The following is a 24,577-nucleotide window of genomic DNA, read 5'->3' as shown; positions in this document are numbered from 1 at the left end:
CGACGAAAACGCTTTCATTCGAAGAAAAAATCATGTTTTCTTCAAATTTTCATTTATAATCACCAATCGGCATTTTTCGACATAGCGAGAAAGGTTTATATAGAGAACAATCGTCTATGCATTTGAAGCTTATAGTTACAATGGAGGCATGAGAAGATACCTCCATTGTTAGGCTATTTCATAATTGAGCGTACAATTTTCACTTTTTGTTTATATGGTGGGAACAGCACATTTGTCTCCAGCTTGGAAGATTTCTTCAAGATAGATTTCGGGTGAGTAAAGTTTTCAAAGCTCGCTTTGCCATGGTATGCTTTTACACCTGAAGGACCTACACCACCAAATGGTAAATGTAAATTTCCAACATGTGTGATGGTATCATTAATACATCCTCCTCCAAATGGTAATTCTTCCAAAAAGTATTGTATTGCTTTTTCATGTTCTGAAAAGAAATATGCCGCTAAAGGCTTCGGTAATTGGCGAATTTGATGAATTGCAAGTGGCAAATCATTATACATCATAACAGGTAAGATAGGGCCAAATAGTTCCTCCTGCATTGAAGGGCTTGTCCATTTTACATATTCAATAATTGTCGGTTCAATATATAAATCATCTCGATCCATTCGTCCACCATATGTAATGGCATCACGTTCTTCCACTATTATTTGCTGTAAACGATCGAATTGTTTCAAATTGACGATACGTCCGTAATCAGGGCTTTTCAAAGGATTTTTGCCATAAAACGAACGGATTGTTTCTTTTAATATTTTCATAAACCGGTCATAAACGTCTTTGTGTACAAGCAGATAATCTGGGGCCACACATGTCTGTCCAGTATTAGTAAATTTCCCCCATACAATCCGCTTTGCCGCTACTTCTAAATTTGCTGTTTGATCGACAATTGCAGGACTTTTGCCACCAAGCTCTAAAGCAACCGGTGTCAAACGTTCTGCAGCAGCTTTTGCTACTACTTTACCTACGGCTACACTACCTGTAAAAAAGATATAATCGAAGGAAGCATGGATAAGAGCCGTAACCTCTTCCTTTTCACCTTCTACAATACGTACGTATGAAGAAGGGAATGTTTCCTCAATGATTTTTTTCACAATGGCTGCTGTGTGTACAGATGTTTCTGACGGTTTGACGATTGCTGTGTTTCCTCCAACAATGGCACCAATTAGTGGCTCCATTACAAGCTGGAATGGATAATTAAAAGGCCCGATTATTAATGTAACTCCATATGGCTCACGAACAATAAAGCTCTTGCCCATTTGATATTGTATCGGTGTTTTGACTGCTTCTGGTTCCATCCATTCTTCTACATGCTTTACCATATATGAAATACTATCTAATACAATGCCAATTTCTGTTGCATATGCTTCAAATTCACTTTTACGAAGGTCTAAGTATAGCGCATTCAATATTTCTTTCTCATATTTCAAAATTGAAGTTTTTAATTTCTTTAGTTGCTCTTTTCTAAATTTCACACTTTTTGTAGCGCGGGAAAAATAAAATTGACGTTGCTCTGTAATCATATTTTCTACATCTTGTAACGTAAAATTCATCAATAAAGCACCCCTTTTTTTAAAATGGCATACATAGTTTTTTTCATTTTGAAACAAACTATCTTTGTCTATACGATACAACATCGAGAGGCAAAAATCCTCTTTCTACATCAAGGGGGTGTAATGGCAATATGTGAAATGAAATGTTTTAGTTTTTTCATCTCGGGAAATATACAACTACATATTAAAACCGAAACGGGGGCGTAGATGAATGACAACAACAACAGGAACATGGTGGGAGTCCATTTTTTCTGGACCATTATCGCATGGAATTTGTGAAGAAAAAATAGTGCTATTACAAGATGAGGCTTTCTTATATCTCTCTACAATACCTGTGGAGAATGAAGAAATTCCAGAAGGAAATTAAAAAATAACGCATTATAGGATGCCCCTATAATGCGTTTTTATTATTCTAATTAACAATAAATACTTGCTGCAATTGTTCTAATTGTGCTTCAAGTCTACTGATGGCCTCTTCCTCTATCGCAAAGCCCCCCTCTTCCAAACGAATAATTTGTTTATCTACAATGTAAACAGAATTAGTAATGGATGTGGCTCCCAGTACAGCTAATACTGGCTTAAGCGCATATTCCAATGCCAGTAAATGGCTAATTGACCCTCCTACGGCAATCGGGAGTATAGCCTTATCGAGCAAGGCTTTCTGGGGTAGTAAATCCAAGTAAGTCTTCAAAATACCTGTATAGGATGCTTTATAAATAGGTGTGAGGATGACAATAAAATCTGCTCCCTTCACATGCTCATTTTCAGATTGTATTTCCTTACTAGAAAAATTCGCTGTTAATAAATCTGTAGCTGGGAGCTCATGTACATAATTTGAGTGAACCTCTACTCCTTGTGCAATGAAATGATTCTCCACCTTTTCATGAATGGCGGTAACTCTAGAATTTTTTGAATTACTTCCATTAATAATGACTGCTTTTGTCATCTTACCCACTCCCCTTAGCATTGTTATTAAAAAAGGCCCCTATTCTACAATTCGATGGATAATCGTTTTGTAAAATAGAAGCCTCTAGATGTCTAGTTAACTTAAATACCTAGTATTCTTATAAAATTAATTTAACATAAATTTCTTGAATGTCAACAGCTTTTTATCATTGGTGGATTGCTTTCCCAAATACAGCTTTTGCTACATCACCAATATGCTCCGATACAGTAGGGTGTGGAAAAATCATATGTGCAAGTGATTGAGCTGTACCCCCGATATTTTTTGTTGCTAATAGTGCATTAAGCATTTCTGTTGCACCATCAGCTACTACACAAGCACCTAAAATTTGCCCATTATCCTTGGATGAAATTAGCTTCACAAAGCCTTCGGTATTCCCCTCCATTAATGCCTTTGCATTTGTTTGTAGTGGCATTTTCGTTACAATGAACGGTGATTTGACTTGCTCTTCTAGTAAACCAAAAGTGGCAATTTCAGGATGTGTATAAACACAACGTGGAATGCATGTTTGATCAATTGGTATTGGTTGATTGCCTACTATATAATCGACAACATATATTCCCTCTGCACTGGCAGCATGTGCAAGTTGATAACCACCCACTAAGTCACCAATCGCATAAATATTTGGCAAGCTTGTTTCAAAATGCTCATTGACAGCGATTAATCGACCATCAAGAGCTAATTCTAATTGTGTAGCAATTTCGATATTGGGACGACGTCCAGTTGCAAATAATAGGTTTTCATATGTATAAGATCCTTTAGATGTATGAATGGTATTATCTTCAAATTTTTCAAATTGAAAATCTGTCACAAGATCAATACCAAGTTTCTTCATCTTTTCTCGAATCAGCGGTCTTGCTTCAGCCTCTTCCGTTTGTAAAATATCCTCGCTATGATTAAGTACTGTTACCTTTGTACCAAGTGGTGCTAAACTAAACGCCATTTCAATTGCAATTACGCCCCCACCAATAATCGTTAACTGGTCTGGAAGCTTGTCTATATCGAAAAAGGTGTCCGTCGTATAGTAGGTAGATGTCTCTAATCCTTCAAATTGTGGAACAAATGGTTTACTACCAGTCGCTAAAATAATATGTGATGACTTTATCGTCTCATTCCCGATCGTTATCGTTAAATCCTTTACGACTGAAGCTTCACCACGATATAAAGTAATATGATTGCTGGCAATATCATGCTCAATGTTTGTTATTAGTTCATGAATAATCGTATCTTTTCGTTGCATTAGTCGAGGAAAATTAATTTCTACTTTAGGCACTTCTATTCCCCAGCTATTCCCTCTTTTTATTTCCTGCACAAGTTTACTATGCTCCAATAAAATCTTTGACGGAATGCAGCCAACATTATAGCAGGCTCCTCCCAATTTATCTCGTTCGATTAGCGCTACTTTTTTGCCATTCTTGGCTGCATGTATGGCAGCCACATAGCCACCTGGTCCCGCTCCAATAATAGCAATATCAAAATTTTCCATAATTTTCACCTCATGTACCACCATATCATTTGCAAATTTTGAATGCAATGACAGACATAGTAAAAGCCTTCCATACAATGAAAGGCCCTTTGATATACTTGTTTACATTTTGTGAGCATTCGGTTTTCTTTCACAGGTATTGACCTGCTCTCGGGTATTTGTTTCTCTTTCGCGAGTATTCGACAATCATTGAGTGTTTAATAAATATTTCGTTGCCAAAATCGTTGCTGGGCAATGGCAGCTACAAATTTTTTCGGAAAATCTTTGTTACCTGTAGCTAAAACGATGCCTGGTCCTACATTGGCATTCGACATATTGAAGAAGGTTGTGCCAGTTGCAGCAAATCCTATGGGCTTAAAGTGACGATATGCTTCATTTATATAATTCACGATATAAGTATTAAATTTGGCCTGATTACTTGCCTTTACTCCAACAACATATAATGAGTCAAATAATACAGCATCGGTTGTAATAAATGTGTCAGTAGCTGTTAATTGCACACCATTATTCCCTGTCACAACACCTAGTCGATCAGAGATGATACTGTAGCGCACACCTTGTCTTGTCAAATATTTCAATACTTCCCCGACTTCATTTGCATCAAAGCCATCACCAATTAAGACACCTACTTTCAGCGTATAAGGCAATTTAACGGTATTGGCTTGACTCAGTGCAGGTGAAGAGGCCGTTACCTTAGACTGTTCGCCATTAGGTCGATTAACGCCAACATTGTCTGCCACTGTTGTAGCCATTACTTTATCCACATGAACAAACATATCTACTACTTGCTGACGAACAAATTTACTTTTCACTTTTCCCACTTCGAAGCTAAAGGCATCGATAATGTGTTGTTTTTCGGGTGGAGACATGCTGTTCCAAAAGAGCCTTGCTTGTGAAAAGTGATCGTCAAAGGATTTACTACGTGCTCTTGTGATTCGTCCCTCAACCTTTTCTTCATAATGAACATAACCGCCTTCTTTTGCAGTAGAAGTAGCTGGTGTATTATTTGCTAATGAATTTTTATGATAGCTTACCCTGCCTAAATTAATGGTCTGTCGACTAAAGCCATTACGTTGATTGTTATGCACTGGGCAAATCGGGCGATTAATAGGGATTTCTGCAAAATTTGGTCCACCTAAGCGAATCAATTGTGTATCTAAATAGGAAAACAATCGACCTTGTAGTAGAGGATCATTCGTAAAATCTATGCCAGGTACAACATTACCTGGATGGAAGGCAACTTGCTCTGTTTCAGCAAAGACATTATCCACATTGCGATTTAAGGTCATCTTTCCAATTTTCTTTACAGGCACTAGCTCCTCTGGCCATAGCTTTGTCGCATCTAAAATATCAAAATCAAATTTAAATTCATCCTCAGGTTCTAGTATTTGTATACCTAACTCAAACTCTGGATAATCTCCAATTTCGATGGCTTCCCATAAATCTCTACGTTGAAAATCGGGATCCTTCCCTGCAATTATTTGAGCTTCATCCCACACAAGAGAATGCACTCCTAACACAGGCTTCCAATGGAATTTAACAAATCTTGATCTACCTTTGTCATTGACGAAACGGAACGTATGCACACCGAAGCCTTCCATCATACGAAAGCTTCTAGGAATTGTTCGATCAGACATATGCCACATAATCATATGAGCAATCTCTTGGTTATTCGCTACAAAATCCCAAAACGTATCATGAGCTGAGGCTGCTTGTGGCATATCATTGTGTGGCTCAGGCTTTACGGCATGAATCAAATCGGGAAATTTAATGGCATCCTGAATAAAAAAGACAGGGATATTATTACCGACTAAATCATAGTTCCCCTCATCCGTATAAAATTTCGTTGCAAACCCACGTACATCACGAGCTGTGTCCATCGAACCTAAGCTCCCTACCACTGTCGAAAATCTGACAAACACCGGTGTTTTCTTTTTCGGGTCCTGTAAAAATTTCGCCTTCGTATACTCTGACATGGATTCATATAGTTCAAACTCGCCATGTGCTGCAAAACCTCTGGCATGTACAACACGCTCTGGAATACGCTCATGATCAAAATGGGTGATTTTTTCTCTAAGATGAAAATCCTCCATAATTGTCGGGCCACGAACACCTGCCTTTAACGAATCTTCATCATTGGACACCCTTAGTCCCTGATTCGTTGTCATTTTCGTGCCCTCATTCTCGACACGAAACGGCTCAAGTTGATGATCCTTTGCGTTTCCTTCTACATTTTTGGATTGATTCGACTTTGAGTTATCCACGCAATCCCCTTTCATACATGTACTGAATTTCGCTCCATATACACTATATGTTTTTGAAAAAGAAACATGCCTTCATTTAGACAAAGCCTTATGTAAAGATAAAAACAGGCTTCTATTTGTTAATAGAAAACCTGCTCCATTTTAAAATATGTATCGTATCATTTCATGTATGTTACAGTATGGGTTGTCACGGCTCTCTGTCTCTCGGAGGGCCATCATATCTGTGCAATTTTTAATTGCTACCTCATGTCGTAATGCAATGGGGGCTATGATGGATTCATCAGCCTTATGCCGAAAATAACGACTCACACCAAGATGCTGTTCCATTTTGTCATTTAGGACAGCCCGGGGGTATTTTTCTGTACTGTCGACTTCCTCAAAATGCAAGAGTAACCACAATTCAAATGCTTCATTTGTATAGGCAATATGAATATTTTTTTCCTCACAAAATTGATTTACTTCCTCTAATTGCTTTTCGGTTAGATCATCCTTATCAAAAACAATCCAAACCTCATCAAAGTATTGATAGCTGGAATCTCTATAAGCATGTTGGGCCAGTTTGATCGCTGAACGTTTAACGTTTTTTATTTTGACGCTAACCATCTTAGAGCGCTTTAAAATACGCATTTGTTCAAAATAGATGCGTTCTGTTTCACCTTCACAATAAATTAAAATGGTTTTACGCAGTGTTCGGCTCCCTTGTTGACGTACTCTCACTGCTCAGATACCTCCGCTTCTTCTAAGTATTGTTCAGATAAATACTCATTAATAACAGGTGTTGCACCAAATTCCCCTTTCATATAGCGTTTCGCATAAGAAAGATCTCCACGTTTCTTTTGTAAATCTGCAAAATCAAATAAGGAGTATAATTCCGATTCATTTTTAAAACTTTTATTAACAAACCAAATTTGATCGGAGCGTAATGGCTGATCAAGTAATTCTATTTCATGACTCGTCACGACGAATTGATTACTGCTATTGCGTTTACTATTCATAATAGCCATTAAAAACTCACAAATCGATACATGGAATGCTGTGTCGAATTCGTCTATAAAAATAGTTTTTCCTTTATTATAAGCATCTACCATCACACAGGCTAAATGCAGCATTCGCACTGTCCCCTTAGAGTCCATTGTCCAATTAATTGTTTCTGTCCCTATCGGTGCACCTGCTTCATCAAACGATAAATAATGTAGATCAATATCTACTTCTTGAATCACTTCAGATGAATCAAACTCATAGCCAATTGTATTTTTCTCTCTGCGTTCCACACGTCTAGCAGTGACATCTTGAATGGAGAGGTCTGCAATCTTTAGAAGTTTAATCACTTCCTTTTTAAAGGGCTCCTCTTCAAGTTTACGAATAAGAGGATGATTTGATAACCGATTTGCTTCATCTAGGAAAAGAATTTTATGTAAAAACCAATCGAATATCTTTAAAGCGTCTGGATCATTAAAAACATGTAATACTGATAGAAAGGCTGTATTATTACGTGTATATTTTGTCAATTCCTGTGAAGCTGTTTGAAATGTTTCATAAGAATATTCTGTACCATCCCATTGTCTGACAAATAGTTCTTCCTTCAGTGACTTGTTCGTTTTCACAAGACGTTCATAGAGAACTTGAGAAGCATTATACTGTATTTCATAATCATATAAAGCGCCGTCCAAAAAAAGCGATATCATAAACTCGGTTGGTTTGTCTTGCTGACTTCCTAACTTAAACGGTTGATAGGGTAAACGTAACTGCTTTACATTATTTAAGTTTTCAAAATTAAAAAGCAAGGATCGTAATACTTTAATAGCCGTAAAAAGATTAGATTTTCCGCTTCCATTTGGGCCAAAAATAAATGCACTTTTTACAAGACGTAGTGTATCAAACTGAATTGTATGGGTGTCCTTCCATTTTCGTAGGCGACTTCCCGCTACCATTGAAAACAACGTATCATCTTTATAACTTAAGCAATTTTTTACTCTAAAATCTACAAGCATATGTAAGCCTCCGTCCACAACCATTTCTTTAATGAATTATTATACTATAGACATAGAAAAAGACATATTACGCAATGTAATACTAATTGAATGCAAAACATCGCTTTAAATACCTTAAATTCAGTTATATCAAGGGTTTCCAACTTATATATGTTAAAATAATTATGCAGAATAAAGCATAATGGAGTATGCTTTTGGGGCTAAGTGGGGCTAGATTGGGACCAATGAATTCAATAATGGCGGTTAATGAGTAGGGCTAGATAAATGTAAAAACTTGGATTAAAAATATACGACGAACATGCGTACAAAAATGTCTGAGTTGGATTGGGGTTAATAAACTGTACCCTATAAGATAGACACTTAAAAAAGGTCATCTTATAGGGCATTTTTGTTTATTATGACCGTGACCTTTATTTATTTTTTACTTTGCTTTTAACTTCAAGATACATAATCATAGAAATAACTATTACAAATATAGTTAAAATCACTAGCGCAAGATATTTAATTTTTTCTATGTTTGAATCTAAAGGTAATGAAAATCCATCCATTTTTAATAAAGTAAGATAAGAAAAAAGAGTAGAAAGCCCTGCTAATAATAAGCTAACCATTCTGCTATATGTCCTAGTATTCTCTTCTTCTTTCAATTTATAATTAGCTATTTCCGTATTATCAATTTCGTCATTTATAAAATGATACTTTACTTTTTCAATTTCTTTAGAATAGTTCTCCTTATCATCTTTTGGTAAAAAACTTGAATCTAAAATTTCTTTAATCAACATATTTAATATACTTACTATATCATCTGCATCTTTTAATTCTACTTATGCTTTGTGCATGTTGCTAAATAATAAGATCTCATTATACTTGGTTCTGGTAACTTATTTTCAACAATAAATTCCTGTAACACATGTAAAACTTCTTTTGTAACTTGTCTTATATTTTTCTGATAGTCTTTATTATTTTTAATTTATTCATCCAATTTGTTATAAAGTATACTATCACGCCTGTTACAATACTTATTACCCATGCATTGTTAAATACCATCAATATTGTTTTCATTTTTTCCTCCAGAGAATATTATAATGAATGGAGTTATATGTAACTGGTAGAATTATGAGGAAATTTAAAAAGCCACATCTGGTTATTGTGACTACGTATTACTTATTCTCCCTCTATTCCGAAACCTATTTTACATTAAAAACGCTATAACCTTGGGGTTGCAATAGGAGCAATGTCTGGATGTCCCACAGGAGCTTTCTCGAGCATAATAAAAGGACTTACAGTTATGAAGAATAATCACATTGCAAGTCCTATCATATTAAACTATAGCTCAGTTACTTTAATAAAAATTTTAATTTTATTTACGAAATGAACAATTTGATAAAGTAAAGATTACTTTATTCATATTTTGCTCTAATTTTTTTGTGTAATTCTTCAAATTCCGAGCCAGCTTCTAAGTTGGTTGAAAATTCCTTGCTCGGTTTAATCATTGCTTTTCCCTGATCTTTTCCTGCAATCATGAACTTTCCATCTTCGCGCTCTACTAAAAACATGATGTATTCTTCTTCATCAGCCATCTTGGTATATTGTTCGGAAATAACCTCGAGCTTCCCAATAGTCTTATTTTCGCCAATTGCATATGGCTCAAGGACAGTTAACTTATCACCAATCTTTACTTCCCCCTTTATGGGTTTCGTAATTATAACCTCACGTTCGGTCCAATACCACAGGGGTAATCCATCATTGTCATATTCCATATGATTTATTACGTTTGGTGTTACACGGACAGTTGCGATAACATCTGAATCATTTTCTATTTCAGAAACCTCTTGGTATATCTGCATATCAGAACGGGATATGATGGTACTTTTTAAAGTATTGTCGAGATAGACAAACGTAGCATAGCCGACAGCGATTATAGCTAATAATACAATTAATCCATATTTAGTTTTTTTGTTTACCATTAAAATATTCCCCCTGTCTATTTCCCATATATGGCTTTTAGGCCATTTTTGTCATCCGTCTGGGTTACACTATAATCAAGATCTCCTTGAAGCATGATGGCTGGTGATGTATTAGAGTGATCTAATCCAAGAGAATGACCAAACTCATGTCCTGGTGCCTTGTATTGCCATTTTTCAGATATATTTTTATATACTGGTTGATTAATCCTTATTCTTGACATTTCATAAGTGCAATCCCAACATGCAACATAGTTTCCAAAGAAATCAGTTTTGTAGTTTAGGGCATCAGCTACACTTGTATCCCCTGTGTCACCTGCATAAATTTTTATATCTACATAACCCGATGTAACAGGTGTAAGTTTCACCTTTGTCGATACATTATTCCATTGAGTGGCCCCATAATCAACGCGACCTCCATAACCATAACTACCAACAGAAGCATCTTTCCAATAAGTTAAATTAGCTGCACTAACGGCACTCCATTTACCATTGGGGCCATTTCGAACATAAGCATATGCTTGTGTTGCAGAGATAATAACAAATAATGTTGTAATAAAAACGACCAATATACTTCTATTCTTCTTCGTTAAAATTGTAACCATCCCCCATATATGTTAGTAAAGAAATTAATATACTAATTTATTATTGTTTTATAGTAAATGGGTAATAAGTATTTAAATAACAGTATCCTTAAACCATTACAAAGAATCGTGTTAATAGACACTTGTTTGGGTCAAGACTTCAATAAATTATTGTGATTGTTCTCCCACTATCTTTCACTTTGAGAACACCCCTTCTCCACCAAGTCTTTTCTCCCTCTTATGCTGCTGCATATCTAGGAGATACGCTGTTCTCATGAAAAAGAGACTACCAATTTAGTAGTCTCAATTGCTTGTTTCTTCACAAGACGTACAAGCGAACGTCCAAATGCTTGTTTCTGACATACACGTACAATTAATGGATATAAAAAAACACCTACCGAAGTGAGTGTTTTATGGCTATCTTATATTAATGGGGTAACCTTATTAAACTCTAGTTGGTTTTTATAAATAATTCTATCAGTATTTGCTAAAAGTAGTTCTACTTTTAGCCTTGAAATTTCATCCTGTAGGTCTAGATACTTTTGCTTTCAAACATCCGTTGTAGAACTATATTGAACGTGTATCTGTGCCCTTTTAATGGGGTATAGCGATGTACTTCCCCTTACACAATGCATAAGCGTCACGTAAAGCTTAGGAAAGCTGTAGTGCTTGTAAAATTTGTGGATTGGTCTGTGATTTCATTTTAATTCTCGCTTGAAAATCTTGAAGGTATTTTCGATGTACTTCTTTTTCATTCAATTAATTACACCTCCCTATGTTTGGAATCGCTTCCTAAAATAACTGTACATGGTTTACGTCATACACACTGTACCGTTTTGTTGAATCGAGGAGTAAATGTGAAGGTAATCGCTGAAAGATTGGGTAACACGCCTGATATGGTTTATAAAGTATATGGACATGTTTTGAAAGAAATGGAGACTGAATCTGTATCTTTGTTTAGTCAAAGTTTACAAACAAGTGGGGCCAATCAATAAAAAAACAGGCTAGAAACACTAATACAACAAGGTTTCTAGCCCATGCAACATATTACGCAATGTAATATGCCTTTATACTTTATCCACTTTTTTGTTGAATTTCTGCTAATGTTTCATTTTGTAGCGCGTGCAGTGTACGTTCAATGCCTTCTGCAAAAGAAATTTTAGGCTTCCAACCAATTGCATTCGCTAATTTATCATTATTTAAAAATGAATGCTCAATATCTCCTTCTCGTGCTGGGGCATATTGAATTTCTAGTGGATGATTTAAATGTTGGAGCAGTAAGATGACTTGGTGAATAGACCAAGCCTCATTAGTGGATACATTATACGTACCTTGTAAACGCGCTGATACACCTGCATAAATAGCATCAGCAATATCATCTACATAAATAAAATCACGCGTTTGTTCACCATCACCGTAAATTGTAAATGGTTTACCTGCTATACTGCTTTTTAACATACTTGGAATCACGGCCGCTTCACCTTGCATTTGCTGTCCTGGACCGAAAACATTGGCAAATCTATATATGAGAACGGGCAAACGATAATCCTTTTGCCATTTCTCACAGTAGGTTTCGCCAATGCTCTTATTTAATCCGTACATAGATATTGGTTCACAGACATCGGATTCTTCTAATGGTGGATAGTGACTATCTCCATAAACAGCTGCTGAGGAGGCAAAGACAAAGTGCTGTACCTTATACTTAGATGATAAAAAGAGCATTTGGCTAAGCCCAACGATATTTGTCAAAATATCCTTTACTGGCTCCTGGATAGATTGCTGCACGCTCGTTTGCGCTGCACAATGGACGACCACATCAAAGTTTATTTCCTTAAAAAGATGCTCGCAAACCTCATCTTCAACATTTAAAAGATAGGATTTATGCTCAAAGTCAACATTCCGTAAATGCCCCGTACTTAAATTATCAATAATATAAATCGTCGCACCTTCTTCAAAAAAGCGCCTACCTACTGCACTACCAATAAAACCATAGCCACCTGTCACTAATACATTCATCCTATCGCCCCCAAAAACAATATGATGATTTATATGCAGTAATTACTAAAAATATGCAAGAAACTTATTTGTTGGTAATTTTTCTCAAATTCTTTTTACTAGTTTAATTCATTAACAAGTATCTATTTTAAGCTATATAAAAAGCATGTTTGAAAATTATTTCAAACATGCCCTAGCTATCTATTTTTAAGCTGGATTAATTTCTAATTCAACCGTTACTTTAATATCTTTCCCAACAAGGACCCCACCAGTTTCTAATGCCGCATTCCAAGTTAGACCAAAGTCTTCACGATTAATTGTTGTTTCAGCTTCAAAGCCGTATACTTCTTGACCCCATGGATTTGTGCCTTTTCCATTAAATTCTGTATCAAACGTTACTGATTTTGTAACGTCTTTGATTGTTAAATCACCAGTTACTGCATATTCATCGCCTGCTTTTTTAGCAATGTTTGTAGATTTAAACGTAATCGTTGGATATTTTTCTGCATCAAAGAAATCTGCTGCTTTTAAATGATTATCACGATCTTCGCTACGTGTATTAATGCTTGCTGGGTCGATTGTAAAGCTAATGTTAGCAGTTGTTAAATCTGCAAGATCTGCTGCCTCAATATCTGCTGAGTAACTGTCAAATACACCCTTAACTTTTGATACCATCATGTGTTTTACTTGAAAGTTAATTGCTGAGTGCCCTAAATCAATGTTCCATTTTGCCATTATAAATTCCTCCAATTGGTTGATTTTATCTCGATTTCGAGATATATTTTAAAATATGAAGCAACTACATCTTTTATGTTACCCAAAATGGGATAGGATAAACATTTGTAGTTACTTATTTGTTTACATCTTAGCTTATGAAAAGTTTTTAATTACTTTCTGTAACTTACTATATATTAATAATTTAGTTACGTCAAGTAATTAAAAGTAAATTTTTAAAATATAAAAAAGGATGTACGAGTTATAAAATGTACCCTTTGTAAAGGACATTTTGAAAAAGGTTAGGCAACTTCTTGAAGCTGCTGTCTGTATTTTGCAGGCGGCAGCTTTTTTAAATTCCATTGCCCTCGATAATGATTGTAGTAAATCATATAACTCTTAATTTCTTTCTTTACTTCTTCTAACGTTTCACATGCTCTAATAGTTGTTTCATCTTTAAAATGCCCAAAGAACGATTCTTGTGGCGCATTATCCCAACAGTTTCCTCGACGTGACATGGACTGTCCTAAGCCAATTTTCTTCACTAAGGCTCGGAATTTTGGATTCGTATAGTGGAAACCTTGATCCGAATGGATAAAGGCATCCTCCCTTAAATGCCGATGTTTCTTTAATTTATGTAACGTATTGAGCGCAATTTCTATACCCAATGTAGAGGATACTTCATACGCTAAAATTTCATTTGTTTCGGCGTCTTTTATCGTTGATAAATAAGCACGTTTACCGCCTCCATATGTTAAATATGTGATGTCGGTTAGTAATACTTTTCCTGCCACACCTTGCTTGAAGTTGCGCTGTAAATTGTTAGGGCATATACGGTGTTCCTTCGTTGCTTTTGCCATACGACGCGCTGGATTGGCTTTTCGAATGGGACAGATAATATTAAACTTTTTCATAATGCGACGGATACGCTTAAGGTTGTACGTAATTTCATATTGGTTTTCTAGTGTCATTTTTATTTGACGTGCGCCTTTCTTTCGTCCTCGGAAATGAAAGGCCTTTAAAATGACTTCTTTCACCACTTCATCTTCTTCATTCTGTTTTTGACGAGTTAAGACAGCTTCTTCTCTAAAATAGCGATAGTAGCCTGAGCGTGAAACCTTTGCCATTTCACAAAGATATCGTACCATCCGTTTTAATTGATATTTTTCAATAATTTGATGGATTAACTCAAATTTTTGTGTAGTACTTATTTTGATTGCTTCCTTATCAGCTGCCTTTCGAGTTGATCTAGCTTTTTTAAAAATTCGTTTTCTGCTTCTAACAATTTCATCTTCGCCTCTAAGCGGGCGTATTTTTCTTCTATACTTAATTCGCGTTCTAAAGGGCGACCTGAAGCATGTTTTCTGGCATCTTCTAAGCCTGTAAGCCCATGCTCTTTATAAGCTGTACGCCAACGATTCGAAGCTCTCCGAATACGAGCTGGACCAAGGGCTTCAATGTCAAAACCCGCCTCAAAAAAGATTTCACTTGGATATTTTCCTTTATCGTATTCATCAATAAAAAATTCTTTAAATTCATCTGTATAAGTAATGGCTTTCGCGCTTACTGTTTTGACGTATGGATTTAATTTTAATTGTGCCTGTTGTTGTTCCGAAAAAAATTTTTTAGTCATACAATCTACCACCGCTCGTTTTTTCTTCATTATAAATAAAAATACCCTATAAGATGACCTTTTTGAAAGTGTCTATCTTATAGGGTACATTTTATTATCGGTACATCCCTATCTATTCTACCCTCCACGTTTTACTAACTTGCTTGCATAACAATGCGATAATCGTCACTCATCACAGCATCCTTGCATGTCGATAAAGTAAGAATTTTATCCTCTGGACTTAAATCAACATCCATCTGAATAGCAGACCGCTCCTGTTCATAGCCCTCATATAAGGTATCGAGGTATAGGATTGGATGTTTATCCACATAGCCTTGCTTAAAGTAATTTTTAAGATTACCAAACATTGTATTATTCTTCATAGCATGTCCATATAAAACCGTGGTTTTGTCCATACTCAGTATATTATTTCGGTAATCCATAAACACACTTCCAGCCCGACTCTCCTGATCTTTAAAGTTTTAAATAATAGTCATTGGTATCAGCTTGTTATATCGGATTATTAAGTTTTGTCCCATCCACTAAAATCCACCCAACAATATGAGGATTGATCGCTAATAAATCATGAAATTGTGGTCGTATAGGTTCCTCTACCAGTGTATGTCAACACTAATCCAAATTCGACCTCAATATGTCAAATTTCCCTCCTAACAAAAAGAATATCACCAAAATTTGGTGATATTTAGCACAGCATATATTATTTTGCAAAAATCTCAAAAATACCAATCATAATTAGTAGCCATCCTGATATTGCAGTAGAATGCCTGCCAATAAACGTTTTTCCTAGTAAAGAGCCACATCTACTTCCCACCCCAACTGTGATAAAGGAAAATACCCCGATGGAAATAACTGTCCAAAGGGCCGAGATGCCATTTGCGCCTATTGCAATACCCCCTGCTAAACAGTTCGCTGACAAGACAAAGCCAAGTGCCATTGCTTCTCTTGTTGAGATTACTAGATTTTTATCTTCATCAAATAATTCGGGATTTCCTGCTATCCGCTGATTAGAAAAATTATTGGACATCAAAGTCCATATACCAATCACACACAGTAGTAAACTCCCTAGTAAATTGGCAGTATGCGGTGAAATATACTCAACAACTGTGCTACCAGCTGTTACTGCGACATATGTGACAATCATCGACATAACAGCAATCACAGCATTCGATAAAATCGGGATTTTAACTTGTTTGACGCCATAAGCTAGGCCAATCCCCAAGTTATCTAAATTCGCAGCAATTCCTATTAGAATAATTGTAATCCAATGCATACTAAGCCTCCTCAAATCTCCATCTCTCCATTTTCACCTATCGTATGTCACCAATAAAAAAATTTATGGGCACAGGGAAGTTTAGTTGACTATTTACCATCTTTTTCGACTGTTTGAATAAACCATCAATTTGACAAAAGTAACAACTTGTTTATAAAATTAAGTTGTTACTTGTAAATATTTTTACTTATATGTAAGAAATAATAGAAAGGAGATGTAATATGAGAATCATAAAATTATTGAAAATAGGTATAGTATTTATATGCATTTTAGTGTTAACTGCATGTGGTTCAGAAAAAGAGGATACAAAGAATAATGATAAAGGTGAAATCAATTTAGCATATGTTGAATGGGATACTGAGGTTGCTTCTACACATGTAGTAGGACAAGTATTAGAGGAATTAGGATATAAGGTAACATTGACGCCTTTAGACAATGGGATCATGTGGGAGGCACTTGCAAACGGAGAGGTAGACGGTATGGTATCTGCCTGGTTACCGCAAACACATGCCCCACAAGTAGAGAAATACAAAGATAAAATAGAGAATTTAGGTGAAAATCTAACGGGTGCTAAGATTGGTTTAGTCGTTCCAAGTTATATGGATGTCGATTCTATTGAAGATTTAACAAACCAAGCTAATCAAACCATTACTGGGATAGAACCAGGAGCCAATATGATGGCTACGACTGAAAATGCCTATAAGGAATATAAGAATCTGGAAGGTTGGAATGTATTGACCTCGTCTGCTGGTGCAATGACCGCAGCCCTTAGCCAAGCCATTTCCAATAATGAAGAAATCATCATTACAGGCTGGTCACCACACTGGATCTTTAATGCCTATGATTTAAAGTATTTAGATGACCCGAAAGGCTTATATGGAACAGAAGAATATATTGGCACTTTTGCGCGAAATGGTTTAAAAGAGGATGCCCCTGAAGCCTATCGTGTCCTTGACCGTTTCAACTGGAGTGCCGACGATATAGAAAGTGTAATGTTTGATATTATGGAAGGTATGAGTGCCACAGAAGCTGCGAAAAAATGGATTGATAACAATCCAGATAAAGTAGCCGAATGGACGAAAGATGTGGATGCATAAAAAGAGAATCCATTTACTACTCATTAGTAAATGGATTCAGACTGTAGACGGCTCATTCTATAATAGAATGAGCCGTCTACAATTTTAAACGTTCCCAAAAATGAGGGGGTTCAGAAGCGTAATTATGAACTAGCACCCCAACATTAGATTTTTAATTCCAATATTTTGAGTGTACGGCTTATCGGACGCCCTCTCACCTTGTCAAAAGTTTCTGCGAATGAAATCGCCATATTTCAACATAGAAGCTACTGCCTAGCAGCTATTAAAAAATTATCCTTTAAAAAGCGTATAGTAAAGGGGTAGATTATTGAACTACTTCAGGATGGAAACCATCGTTTTGGAAGTAGTCATCATGTGACCAAATATTTAATTTTGCATTCTGAGCTTTTTGTTGAATAGCTCTAAAGGCATCTTCGAATGTGTTGTTTGGCTTATGAATATAACGTACAACTGCAAGTCCTTCGTTTAATAAAGATTCTTGCAATAATACATCATCTACAAACACATAGGCTAGAAGACGATCATAATTGTCTGTTTCTGGTCCAACATCATAGACCGCTTCAATTTTTTTAGCCTTTTCCATTAAATTGATCGTATACTCTTTTGCTTGTTCAGCATATGGTTGGGCGCCACCTTTGTTGTAATTCATTTCAGGTGTATCCACCATTAACAGACGAATTTTTCGTTTCTCACCATTAATTGTCGCCTGAATCGTATCTCCATCATATGCTTTAATATAGTCTAGCTCAAAGCGTTTATTTCCTGTTTTTTCTTCCACCTGTTCAATGGATATAGTACCTTGCTGATCTGTAACTGAATTAGTATCTTGATCTTCCGCAGGTGATCTGCCAAATATCATGTACAATGCTACAGCCAAAATAATCGTACCACTTGTTATTAATGTTTTTATATCTTGCATTTTCATGTAGTAGGCCCCTCACAACTAATCATCATTTCTTATACGAGCGGTTCGTATAAGGTGTGTACCTCATTATCACGAAGATAACAAGTTACACGATGTTTCTATTGTAAAATATCAAGCTACTACATTCAAGCTATCATCGAGTCACAGCTACCCAATGATTAGGAGAAACCTCTACTAGTTGACTATTTTCTACCTCATAACGTATTTTCACATCTTCTGCATGTTCAGCCTCACTATACTTCTGTTTCTCTATTGCAGGATCTGGAATAGGAATGGAGCGTAATAATGCACGTGTATATGGATGTTGTGGGTTAGCATATAGCTCTTCACTTTCTGCCAGTTCTACAATCTTCCCACCATACATGACGGCTACACGATCGCTGATATGCTTCACCATGGATAAATCATGAGCAATAAATAAATACGTCAATCCAAGCTTTTGTTGTAATTCTTTTAATAAATCAACAATCTGCCTTTGAATGGAAACATCCAGTGCTGATAATGGTTCATCACAAACAATAAAGTTTGGCTCAACTGCTAACGCTCTTGCAATACCGATTCGTTGACGCTGACCTCCTGAAAATTCATGAGGATACCGCATGGCATGCTCTTTCTTCAAACCGACAAGTTCAAGCAATTCCTCTACCCGTTGTCGCCTCTCTTCATGTGTCCTCACCAGACCATGAATATCAAGAGCCTCGCCAATAATGTCTAAGATTTTTTTGCGAGGATTTAACGATGAATAAGGATCTTGGAAAATAATTTGCATATGGCGACGCATTGCCTTTAGCTGTTTTTTCGATAACCTTGTTACAGGTATTCCTTGATATAGTACCTCTCCATTTGTAGGCTGATGAAGCTGAAGAATCGTCCTACCTGTAGTCGATTTACCTGAACCAGATTCACCAACCAAGCCCAATGTTTCACCAGGATATATGTAGAATGATAAATCGTTCACTGCTTTCAACGTTTGACCACGGCCTAATGGAAATTCTTTGGACAGATGGGTTACTTCGATTAACGGCTTATGTCGATCGATACCTGGCTGAATTGTAGCAATCTCTTTTGGCTGCTTTTTCTCATGCAGCTTTGGTAACGCATTTAATAATTTCTTGGTATACGGATGCTGGGCATTTGCAAAAATTTCTTCTGTTGTGCCCTGTTCAACTATTTCTCCTTCTTTCATCACGATGATGCGATCACACATACCTGCAACTACACCTAAATCGTGTGTAATTAAAATAATAGACGTTCCCATTTTCTTTTGCATATCGCGCATTAATTTTAGGATTTGAGCTTGAATCGTAACGTCCAATGCTGTTGTTGGTTCATCTGCAATAAGCAGCGAGGGATTACAAGCAAGCGCCATTGCAATCATTACGCGTTGACGCATACCACCTGAAAATTCATGAGGGTATTGTCGATACCGTTCTTCTGCGTCTCTAATACCAACCAGTTTTAATAATTCTATTGTTTGTTGATAGGCCTCAGTTTTTGACATTGACTGATGCTTGATTAAACTTTCAGCCACTTGATCACCTATTCGTATAGTAGGGTTTGTGGATGTCATTGGATCTTGGAAAATCAATTTTTTAATCAGCAATTAACTAACAAACGTTTTGTGGCTCTTACCTTTCTACCAGCTGTTTTATTTTATGTAGTACTTATCTTATTTGCGAATCCATTTCTGCAATTTATCATTGAACGTATTTTACAAAGCTTTATTGTGATTGTTGGTGTGGCTACATTAGTGTTTACCATTTTATATTTATCACCATTTGATCCAGCAAGAAATCTACTCGGAGTTGAAGCAACACCCGAGCAAATAGTGAACTTTAATCGCATTCATGGTTTAGATCAACCTTATTTATCACAGCTATGGAACGCATTATCGGGCCTATTTACATTTGATTTAGGTACATCCTTTGCAGGTAAAGAAGATATCACACACAGCATTGCTACTAAATTTCCTGTCACTCTTGAAATCGCCGTATTGTCGTTGCTAATGGCTATTGCTATTGCCATTCCAGTCGGTATTATTTCAGCTGTTCGTCCAAATTCATATTTGGATTATACATTTATGTTTATTGCTTTAATCGGTTTATCCATTCCGAGCTTTTGGCAAGGTTTAATTTTTATTTTGACGTTCGCTCTAAAGCTACAATGGTTTCCAGCTACCTATAACCCTCATAATTGGCTATCGCTCATCATGCCAATTGTCGTTTTGGGAACATCGATTACGGCATCTATTGCTAGGATGACAAGGTCAAGTATGCTTGAGGTGATTCATGAGGATTACATTATTACAGCAAAAGCAAAGGGCTTAAATGAATTCAAAGTGATTTCAAAACATGCCATTCGCAATGCTATGATTCCGATTATTACGGTGATTGGACTTCTTTTTGGAGGTATGTTGGGAGGCGCATCTGTAACAGAAAAGGTATTCAACATTAGTGGGATAGGTAGCTATATCGTCGATAAACAATTTATCCCTGATATTCCGGCCATTCTTGGGGGCGTTGTTTATATCGCCATCACCATTTCAATTGTCAATTTATTCATTGATATCATGTATGCCTTTTTTGATCCACGCATTCGCTCGAAAATGAAGAAGTCTTAAAGGAGGATCGCCTGTGAAAAACATCTTACATGTCAAACTACTCTTGAAGATTACACAGGAATATGTCAATTCTCATTTTACCTTTGTCTTTTCCTTACTGTTTTCTTTACTATTTCTAGCCTATAGCTATAATTTTTCCAGCAATAGCTGGCGACCTGTTGTTCTGCTCTTTTTTATTATTTATGCCATTACCACGGCATATGTTGCCTTCGTGAATTTGCGAATTAAAAAGGATTTAGCCAAGTATGGTGACATTCAAAAAACCACTCGAATGTTTGGCTATCCCCTTTTAATAACGATACTGTCAGGCAATATTTTTTCGACATCCTTTGCATTTATGCTTGTGTCAAAAAGAAAGACTGCAGAATATACTTTTGCTGCCTATGCCTTTATAACACAACTATTCATCTTAGGTATTGCAGCATTAAATTTATTTAAGCCATATGTAACAGATACCTTTTTACTGGCAATGGGCGTTTTCTTAGTACTCTCACTTCTTTATATCGTGATGGCCATTTTATGTACAAAATACGTCACAGCAACTGAGGCACCTAAATGGATGCTCATTCCAGGTATTGTCCTACTATTGGCGACTTTCACTGGTAATCTATTTGCGACTTTATTAGGATATAGCCTTATTCAAAAGGCTCGAAAGGCAAATCCATCTTCTATTGAGAAATGGCAAAAAATATGGGAGAAGATTTTACGCAATACGATGGCTGTATTCGGTTTATTCTTTATCATTTTCATGTTCTCATTGTCCGTTACAAGCTCTTGGACTTTCGACTATGATTTCGCTACGGAAAATAATTATGGAGCATTGCTACAAACACCGACATTAGAATACCCATTAGGTACAGATAATTATGGCCGAGACTTATTTTCTCGTATAGTATTCGGGGCACAAATATCGTTAATCGTCGGATTTTTCTCCACGATTATCCCCGCAGTTATTGGCGGCGCATTAGGAGCTTTTTCAGGCTATTACGGTAAGTCCACTGATAATATCATCATGCGAAGTCTCGATATTTTATATGCCATTCCTGGAATATTGTTAGCCATTGCTATCATCGCCGCATTTGGTGCTAATACTGTGAATCTTATTATTGCACTTAGTGTTGGAGCAATTCCAACCTATGCCCGTACAATGCGGGCAAATGTTATGCAGCTTGCTAATTATGAGTTTGTAGAATCGGCTAGAGCTTTAGGTGCATCTGATGCAGCTATTATTTTCAAGCACATTGTCCCCAATTCTTTAGCACCAATGATTGTGAAAGCAACATTAACGATTGGTGGAGCTGTTATTTCAACGAGTAGTTTAAGTTTTTTAGGGCTTGGTATTAAGCCGCATATTCCCGAATGGGGCAATATTTTAAAAGTTGGTAGTACGTACCTGGAAACACATTCATATGTCGCGATTTTCCCAGGTCTTTGTATTATGCTTCTTGTCCTCTCCTTTAACTTCTTAGGAGATGGTTTACGAGATGCTTTAGATCCAAAAACAAATTAATCGGAGGTAACTATGAAGAAATTACTTGTATTTTTATTCGTTGCAGTACTAGCTTTGGCTGGCTGTGTACAAACAAAAACTGACGTAGAAGGCAGTAAAGATTCAAAAGATAGTGACAAGAGCAATGGCAAGATTGCCATTGAAGTATTAGGCATGGCAGCTTCTGAAGAAGACATGAACATTGTACGTGACCAATTAGTGAAAAATGGTTTTGATGTAAAACTTAACATTCAACCAGATTACGGTTCTTTCTCTGCTCAAAAAGAAGCAGGTAACTATGATCTTGCTCTTTCAAGTTGGACGACAGTTACAGGGAACCCTGACTATGCTGTTCGTGGTTTATTTAAAACTGGCGGTGACTACAGTGTGGTGGCAGATTCAAAACTAGATGCGTTGATTGATGAAGCGAGCACATTGACTGGTGAAGAAGCTGCAGCTAAATATAAAGATTTAGAGCAATTATTAGTATTCGATCAGGCTTATATTGCGCCTTTATATATTTCCAATAAGTATCAAGGTATCTATTCTGAACTTGTTAACCCTAAAACAGTTCTTTTACCAAAATCTCGTGCACAAGTTTGGGAAAAAATCGAATTTAATGATCCATCTAAAAATGCAACAGAACCTTTAATTTTGCACCAAACAATCAATTCTCTTACTTCACTTGATCCGATTAAAGGGAATGATGGTTCAATCAACACATTAAACACGAATATGTATGTTCGTCTTGTTAACTTAACAGACACAGATGAGGTTGTGTCAGATGGTTCATTATCTTATAACCATGTAATGGCTGAAGGGAATCAAGAATATTACTTCATTTTACGCGATGATATCAATTTTGCTGCTGTGAAAGATGGTGCAGCTGTTGATACAGGTGAATTAGTATCGGCTGAGGATGTAGTCTTCTCACTAAACCGTGCAAAAGATGCTAATTCAGTACCGGATCATCGTACCTACAGCATTCATGAAAATATTGAAACAGTCGAAATCGTTTCTGATTTATCCGAATTACAAAATAAAAAAGTAGCAGGCTCTGAGCAATCCGTTTTAGAAGCATTATCACAAAACCTACCTGCTTCTGTAGCGCAATTAGCAAAAGATAAAGGTGCTGTTAATAATGCATCAGGTGCATACCAAGTTGTTAAAATTACAACACCTACACCTTTCCCACAAGTATTAAATTACTTAGCACACCAATCTGGTGGTATCGTATCTGAAAAACAAGTAACAAGTATTAATACGTATGATGTAGCTAGTTATAATCCTGACAAAGACATTGCCTATGGTGATCAAGCTACTGTAACGGAAGGTTCAGCAACATTCAATAACCAGCTATATGCAAGTGGTCCTTACATTTTGGTGAAAAAAAATGATTATGAAGCACAGTTTGTGAAAAACCCTGCATATCGTTCTGGCAGCGAATACGAGCCGAAAATTGCTAAAATCAATGTTCGTTTTATCTCTGATGTTGATAGTGCCCTATCTGCATTACGTAATGGTGAAATTCATGTTCTGCAAACAGTACCAGAAACGAAACTGGATATTGTCAAATCAGATACGAAATTAACATTAAATACGGCAGATAGTAATGCTGTGTCCTACCTACAATTGAATACATCTGGCCGTGCAGTTTCTGATTCTGCAGATTTACGTAAAGCAATTCTATACTCTATTAACCAAGATGAATTCATTAGCTATTATCAAGGCAATAAAAAACCAGCTGTATCCACAGTCTCTCCATTAATTGATACTGGTTTAAAACTTCAAGCAGATAGCGAAAAAGTAAAAGAATTTGTAAAAGCATATAACGATAAAAAGTAAAATAAATTAGAGCCTTCTCAAAATTTGAGAAGGCTCTATTAGTATTGAAAAACAAAACATTCAATTGAAAGAATTGGATTTCCGTTGCAGGCTACTTGCTTTCCTGTGGGCTAGCTATTCCATGAGAGTCAAGTAGCCTTCTACTCCAACCTACAAAAGTGTTACCTTTTTAGCAAA

Annotated in this window: 20 protein-coding genes and 3 pseudogenes; 6 read left to right on the top strand and 17 right to left on the bottom strand. The window is 36.3% G+C overall.

What is annotated here, in order from left to right; all coding sequences use genetic code 11:
- Positions 1 to 173: 173 nt before the first annotated feature.
- Entirely contained in the window at positions 174 to 1,562 is a 1,389-nt protein-coding gene (locus MHB39_RS04110) for an aldehyde dehydrogenase (protein ID WP_258860662.1), read from the bottom strand.
- Positions 1,563 to 1,773: 211 nt separating this feature from the next.
- On the opposite strand from MHB39_RS04110, the gene MHB39_RS04105 reads away from it, so the two are divergent.
- Positions 1,774 to 1,929 (top strand): hypothetical protein, encoded by a 156-nt coding sequence (locus MHB39_RS04105; RefSeq protein ID WP_167334351.1) that lies wholly within the window; start codon positions 1,774 to 1,776, stop codon positions 1,927 to 1,929.
- Between the two features lie 45 nt (positions 1,930 to 1,974).
- On the opposite strand, the gene ssuE is transcribed toward MHB39_RS04105, so the two are convergent.
- From ssuE to MHB39_RS04065, 8 genes are all read right to left on the bottom strand, one after another.
- Positions 1,975 to 2,508: an NADPH-dependent FMN reductase gene (ssuE, locus tag MHB39_RS04100; protein WP_258860663.1), complete on the bottom strand. Its 534-nt coding sequence runs from the start codon at positions 2,506 to 2,508 to the stop codon at positions 1,975 to 1,977.
- A 166-nt stretch (positions 2,509 to 2,674) separates the two neighbouring features.
- Positions 2,675 to 4,012, bottom strand: a complete 1,338-nt coding sequence (gene lpdA / locus MHB39_RS04095; RefSeq protein WP_342545899.1) for a dihydrolipoyl dehydrogenase — start codon at positions 4,010 to 4,012, stop codon at positions 2,675 to 2,677.
- Positions 4,013 to 4,209: 197 nt separating this feature from the next.
- Entirely contained in the window at positions 4,210 to 6,291 is a 2,082-nt protein-coding gene (locus MHB39_RS04090) for a catalase (RefSeq protein ID WP_193364702.1), read from the bottom strand.
- A 126-nt stretch (positions 6,292 to 6,417) separates the two neighbouring features.
- Entirely contained in the window at positions 6,418 to 6,993 is a 576-nt protein-coding gene (locus MHB39_RS04085; RefSeq protein ID WP_016993453.1) for an RloB family protein, read from the bottom strand.
- Complete coding sequence (locus tag MHB39_RS04080) at positions 6,990 to 8,267, bottom strand: ATP-binding protein (protein ID WP_312123773.1); 1,278 nt, start codon at positions 8,265 to 8,267, stop codon at positions 6,990 to 6,992. The genes MHB39_RS04085 and MHB39_RS04080 overlap by 4 nt, the downstream gene beginning before the upstream one ends.
- A 410-nt stretch (positions 8,268 to 8,677) precedes the next feature.
- On the bottom strand, positions 8,678 to 9,046 hold the full coding sequence (locus MHB39_RS04075; protein ID WP_342545897.1) for a hypothetical protein: 369 nt from the start codon (positions 9,044 to 9,046) through the stop codon (positions 8,678 to 8,680).
- Positions 9,047 to 9,664: 618 nt separating this feature from the next.
- Positions 9,665 to 10,231 (bottom strand): hypothetical protein, encoded by a 567-nt coding sequence (locus MHB39_RS04070; protein WP_333006604.1) that lies wholly within the window; start codon positions 10,229 to 10,231, stop codon positions 9,665 to 9,667.
- A gap of 17 nt (positions 10,232 to 10,248) precedes the next feature.
- Positions 10,249 to 10,833 carry a matrixin family metalloprotease gene (locus MHB39_RS04065; protein ID WP_342545896.1) on the bottom strand — a complete coding sequence of 195 codons (585 nt, stop codon included), beginning with the start codon at positions 10,831 to 10,833 and terminating at the stop codon, positions 10,249 to 10,251.
- Positions 10,834 to 11,597: 764 nt separating this feature from the next.
- On the opposite strand from MHB39_RS04065, the pseudogene MHB39_RS04060 reads away from it, so the two are divergent.
- Positions 11,598 to 11,807 (top strand): annotated as a pseudogene (locus MHB39_RS04060) (tyrosine-type recombinase/integrase); the annotation flags it as partial.
- Between the two features lie 79 nt (positions 11,808 to 11,886).
- Here the strand turns inward: MHB39_RS04060 and MHB39_RS04055 are convergent.
- From MHB39_RS04055 to MHB39_RS04030, 6 genes are all read right to left on the bottom strand, one after another.
- Positions 11,887 to 12,828 (bottom strand): NAD-dependent epimerase/dehydratase family protein, encoded by a 942-nt coding sequence (locus MHB39_RS04055; protein WP_036075245.1) that lies wholly within the window; start codon positions 12,826 to 12,828, stop codon positions 11,887 to 11,889.
- 186 nt (positions 12,829 to 13,014) lie between these two features.
- The gene (locus MHB39_RS04050; RefSeq protein WP_004224534.1) at positions 13,015 to 13,542 is read right to left on the bottom strand and encodes a YceI family protein; all 528 of its coding nucleotides are present in this window, start codon (positions 13,540 to 13,542) and stop codon (positions 13,015 to 13,017) included.
- A gap of 281 nt (positions 13,543 to 13,823) precedes the next feature.
- Entirely contained in the window at positions 13,824 to 14,786 is a 963-nt protein-coding gene (locus MHB39_RS04045) for an IS3 family transposase (protein WP_231745103.1), read from the bottom strand.
- Complete coding sequence (locus MHB39_RS04040; RefSeq protein WP_058844812.1) at positions 14,729 to 15,154, bottom strand: HTH domain-containing protein; 426 nt, start codon at positions 15,152 to 15,154, stop codon at positions 14,729 to 14,731. Before MHB39_RS04040 ends, MHB39_RS04045 begins: the two co-directional genes overlap by 58 nt.
- Positions 15,155 to 15,288: 134 nt before the next feature.
- Positions 15,289 to 15,576: a class B sortase gene (locus tag MHB39_RS04035; protein WP_342545895.1), complete on the bottom strand. Its 288-nt coding sequence runs from the start codon at positions 15,574 to 15,576 to the stop codon at positions 15,289 to 15,291.
- 275 nt (positions 15,577 to 15,851) lie between these two features.
- Entirely contained in the window at positions 15,852 to 16,424 is a 573-nt protein-coding gene (locus MHB39_RS04030) for a manganese efflux pump (RefSeq protein ID WP_342545893.1), read from the bottom strand.
- A gap of 221 nt (positions 16,425 to 16,645) precedes the next feature.
- Between MHB39_RS04030 and MHB39_RS04025 the strand changes: the two genes are divergently transcribed.
- Positions 16,646 to 17,521 (top strand): glycine betaine ABC transporter substrate-binding protein, encoded by an 876-nt coding sequence (locus MHB39_RS04025; RefSeq protein ID WP_342545892.1) that lies wholly within the window; start codon positions 16,646 to 16,648, stop codon positions 17,519 to 17,521.
- A gap of 304 nt (positions 17,522 to 17,825) precedes the next feature.
- On the opposite strand, the gene MHB39_RS04020 is transcribed toward MHB39_RS04025, so the two are convergent.
- Positions 17,826 to 18,446 (bottom strand): thermonuclease family protein, encoded by a 621-nt coding sequence (locus tag MHB39_RS04020; protein WP_258860668.1) that lies wholly within the window; start codon positions 18,444 to 18,446, stop codon positions 17,826 to 17,828.
- A 133-nt stretch (positions 18,447 to 18,579) separates the two neighbouring features.
- A pseudogene (locus tag MHB39_RS04015) lies at positions 18,580 to 20,034 on the bottom strand (ABC transporter ATP-binding protein); the annotation flags it as partial.
- 15 nt (positions 20,035 to 20,049) lie between these two features.
- Between MHB39_RS04015 and MHB39_RS04010 the strand changes: the two are divergent.
- From MHB39_RS04010 to MHB39_RS04000, 3 genes and pseudogenes are all read left to right on the top strand, one after another.
- Positions 20,050 to 21,066, top strand: a pseudogene (locus MHB39_RS04010) (ABC transporter permease); the annotation flags it as partial.
- A gap of 13 nt (positions 21,067 to 21,079) precedes the next feature.
- Positions 21,080 to 22,576 carry an ABC transporter permease gene (locus tag MHB39_RS04005; protein ID WP_342545891.1) on the top strand — a complete coding sequence of 499 codons (1,497 nt, stop codon included), beginning with the start codon at positions 21,080 to 21,082 and terminating at the stop codon, positions 22,574 to 22,576.
- A 12-nt stretch (positions 22,577 to 22,588) separates the two neighbouring features.
- Positions 22,589 to 24,400: an ABC transporter substrate-binding protein gene (locus MHB39_RS04000; protein WP_342545890.1), complete on the top strand. Its 1,812-nt coding sequence runs from the start codon at positions 22,589 to 22,591 to the stop codon at positions 24,398 to 24,400.
- The last annotated feature ends 177 nt before the right edge of the window (positions 24,401 to 24,577 follow it).

It is taken from the genome of Lysinibacillus sp. FSL K6-4013 (genome assembly GCF_038630435.1).
Lineage (GTDB): Bacteria > Bacillota > Bacilli > Bacillales_A > Planococcaceae > Lysinibacillus > Lysinibacillus boronitolerans.
This window is presented reverse-complemented; position numbering and strand designations above follow the sequence as displayed.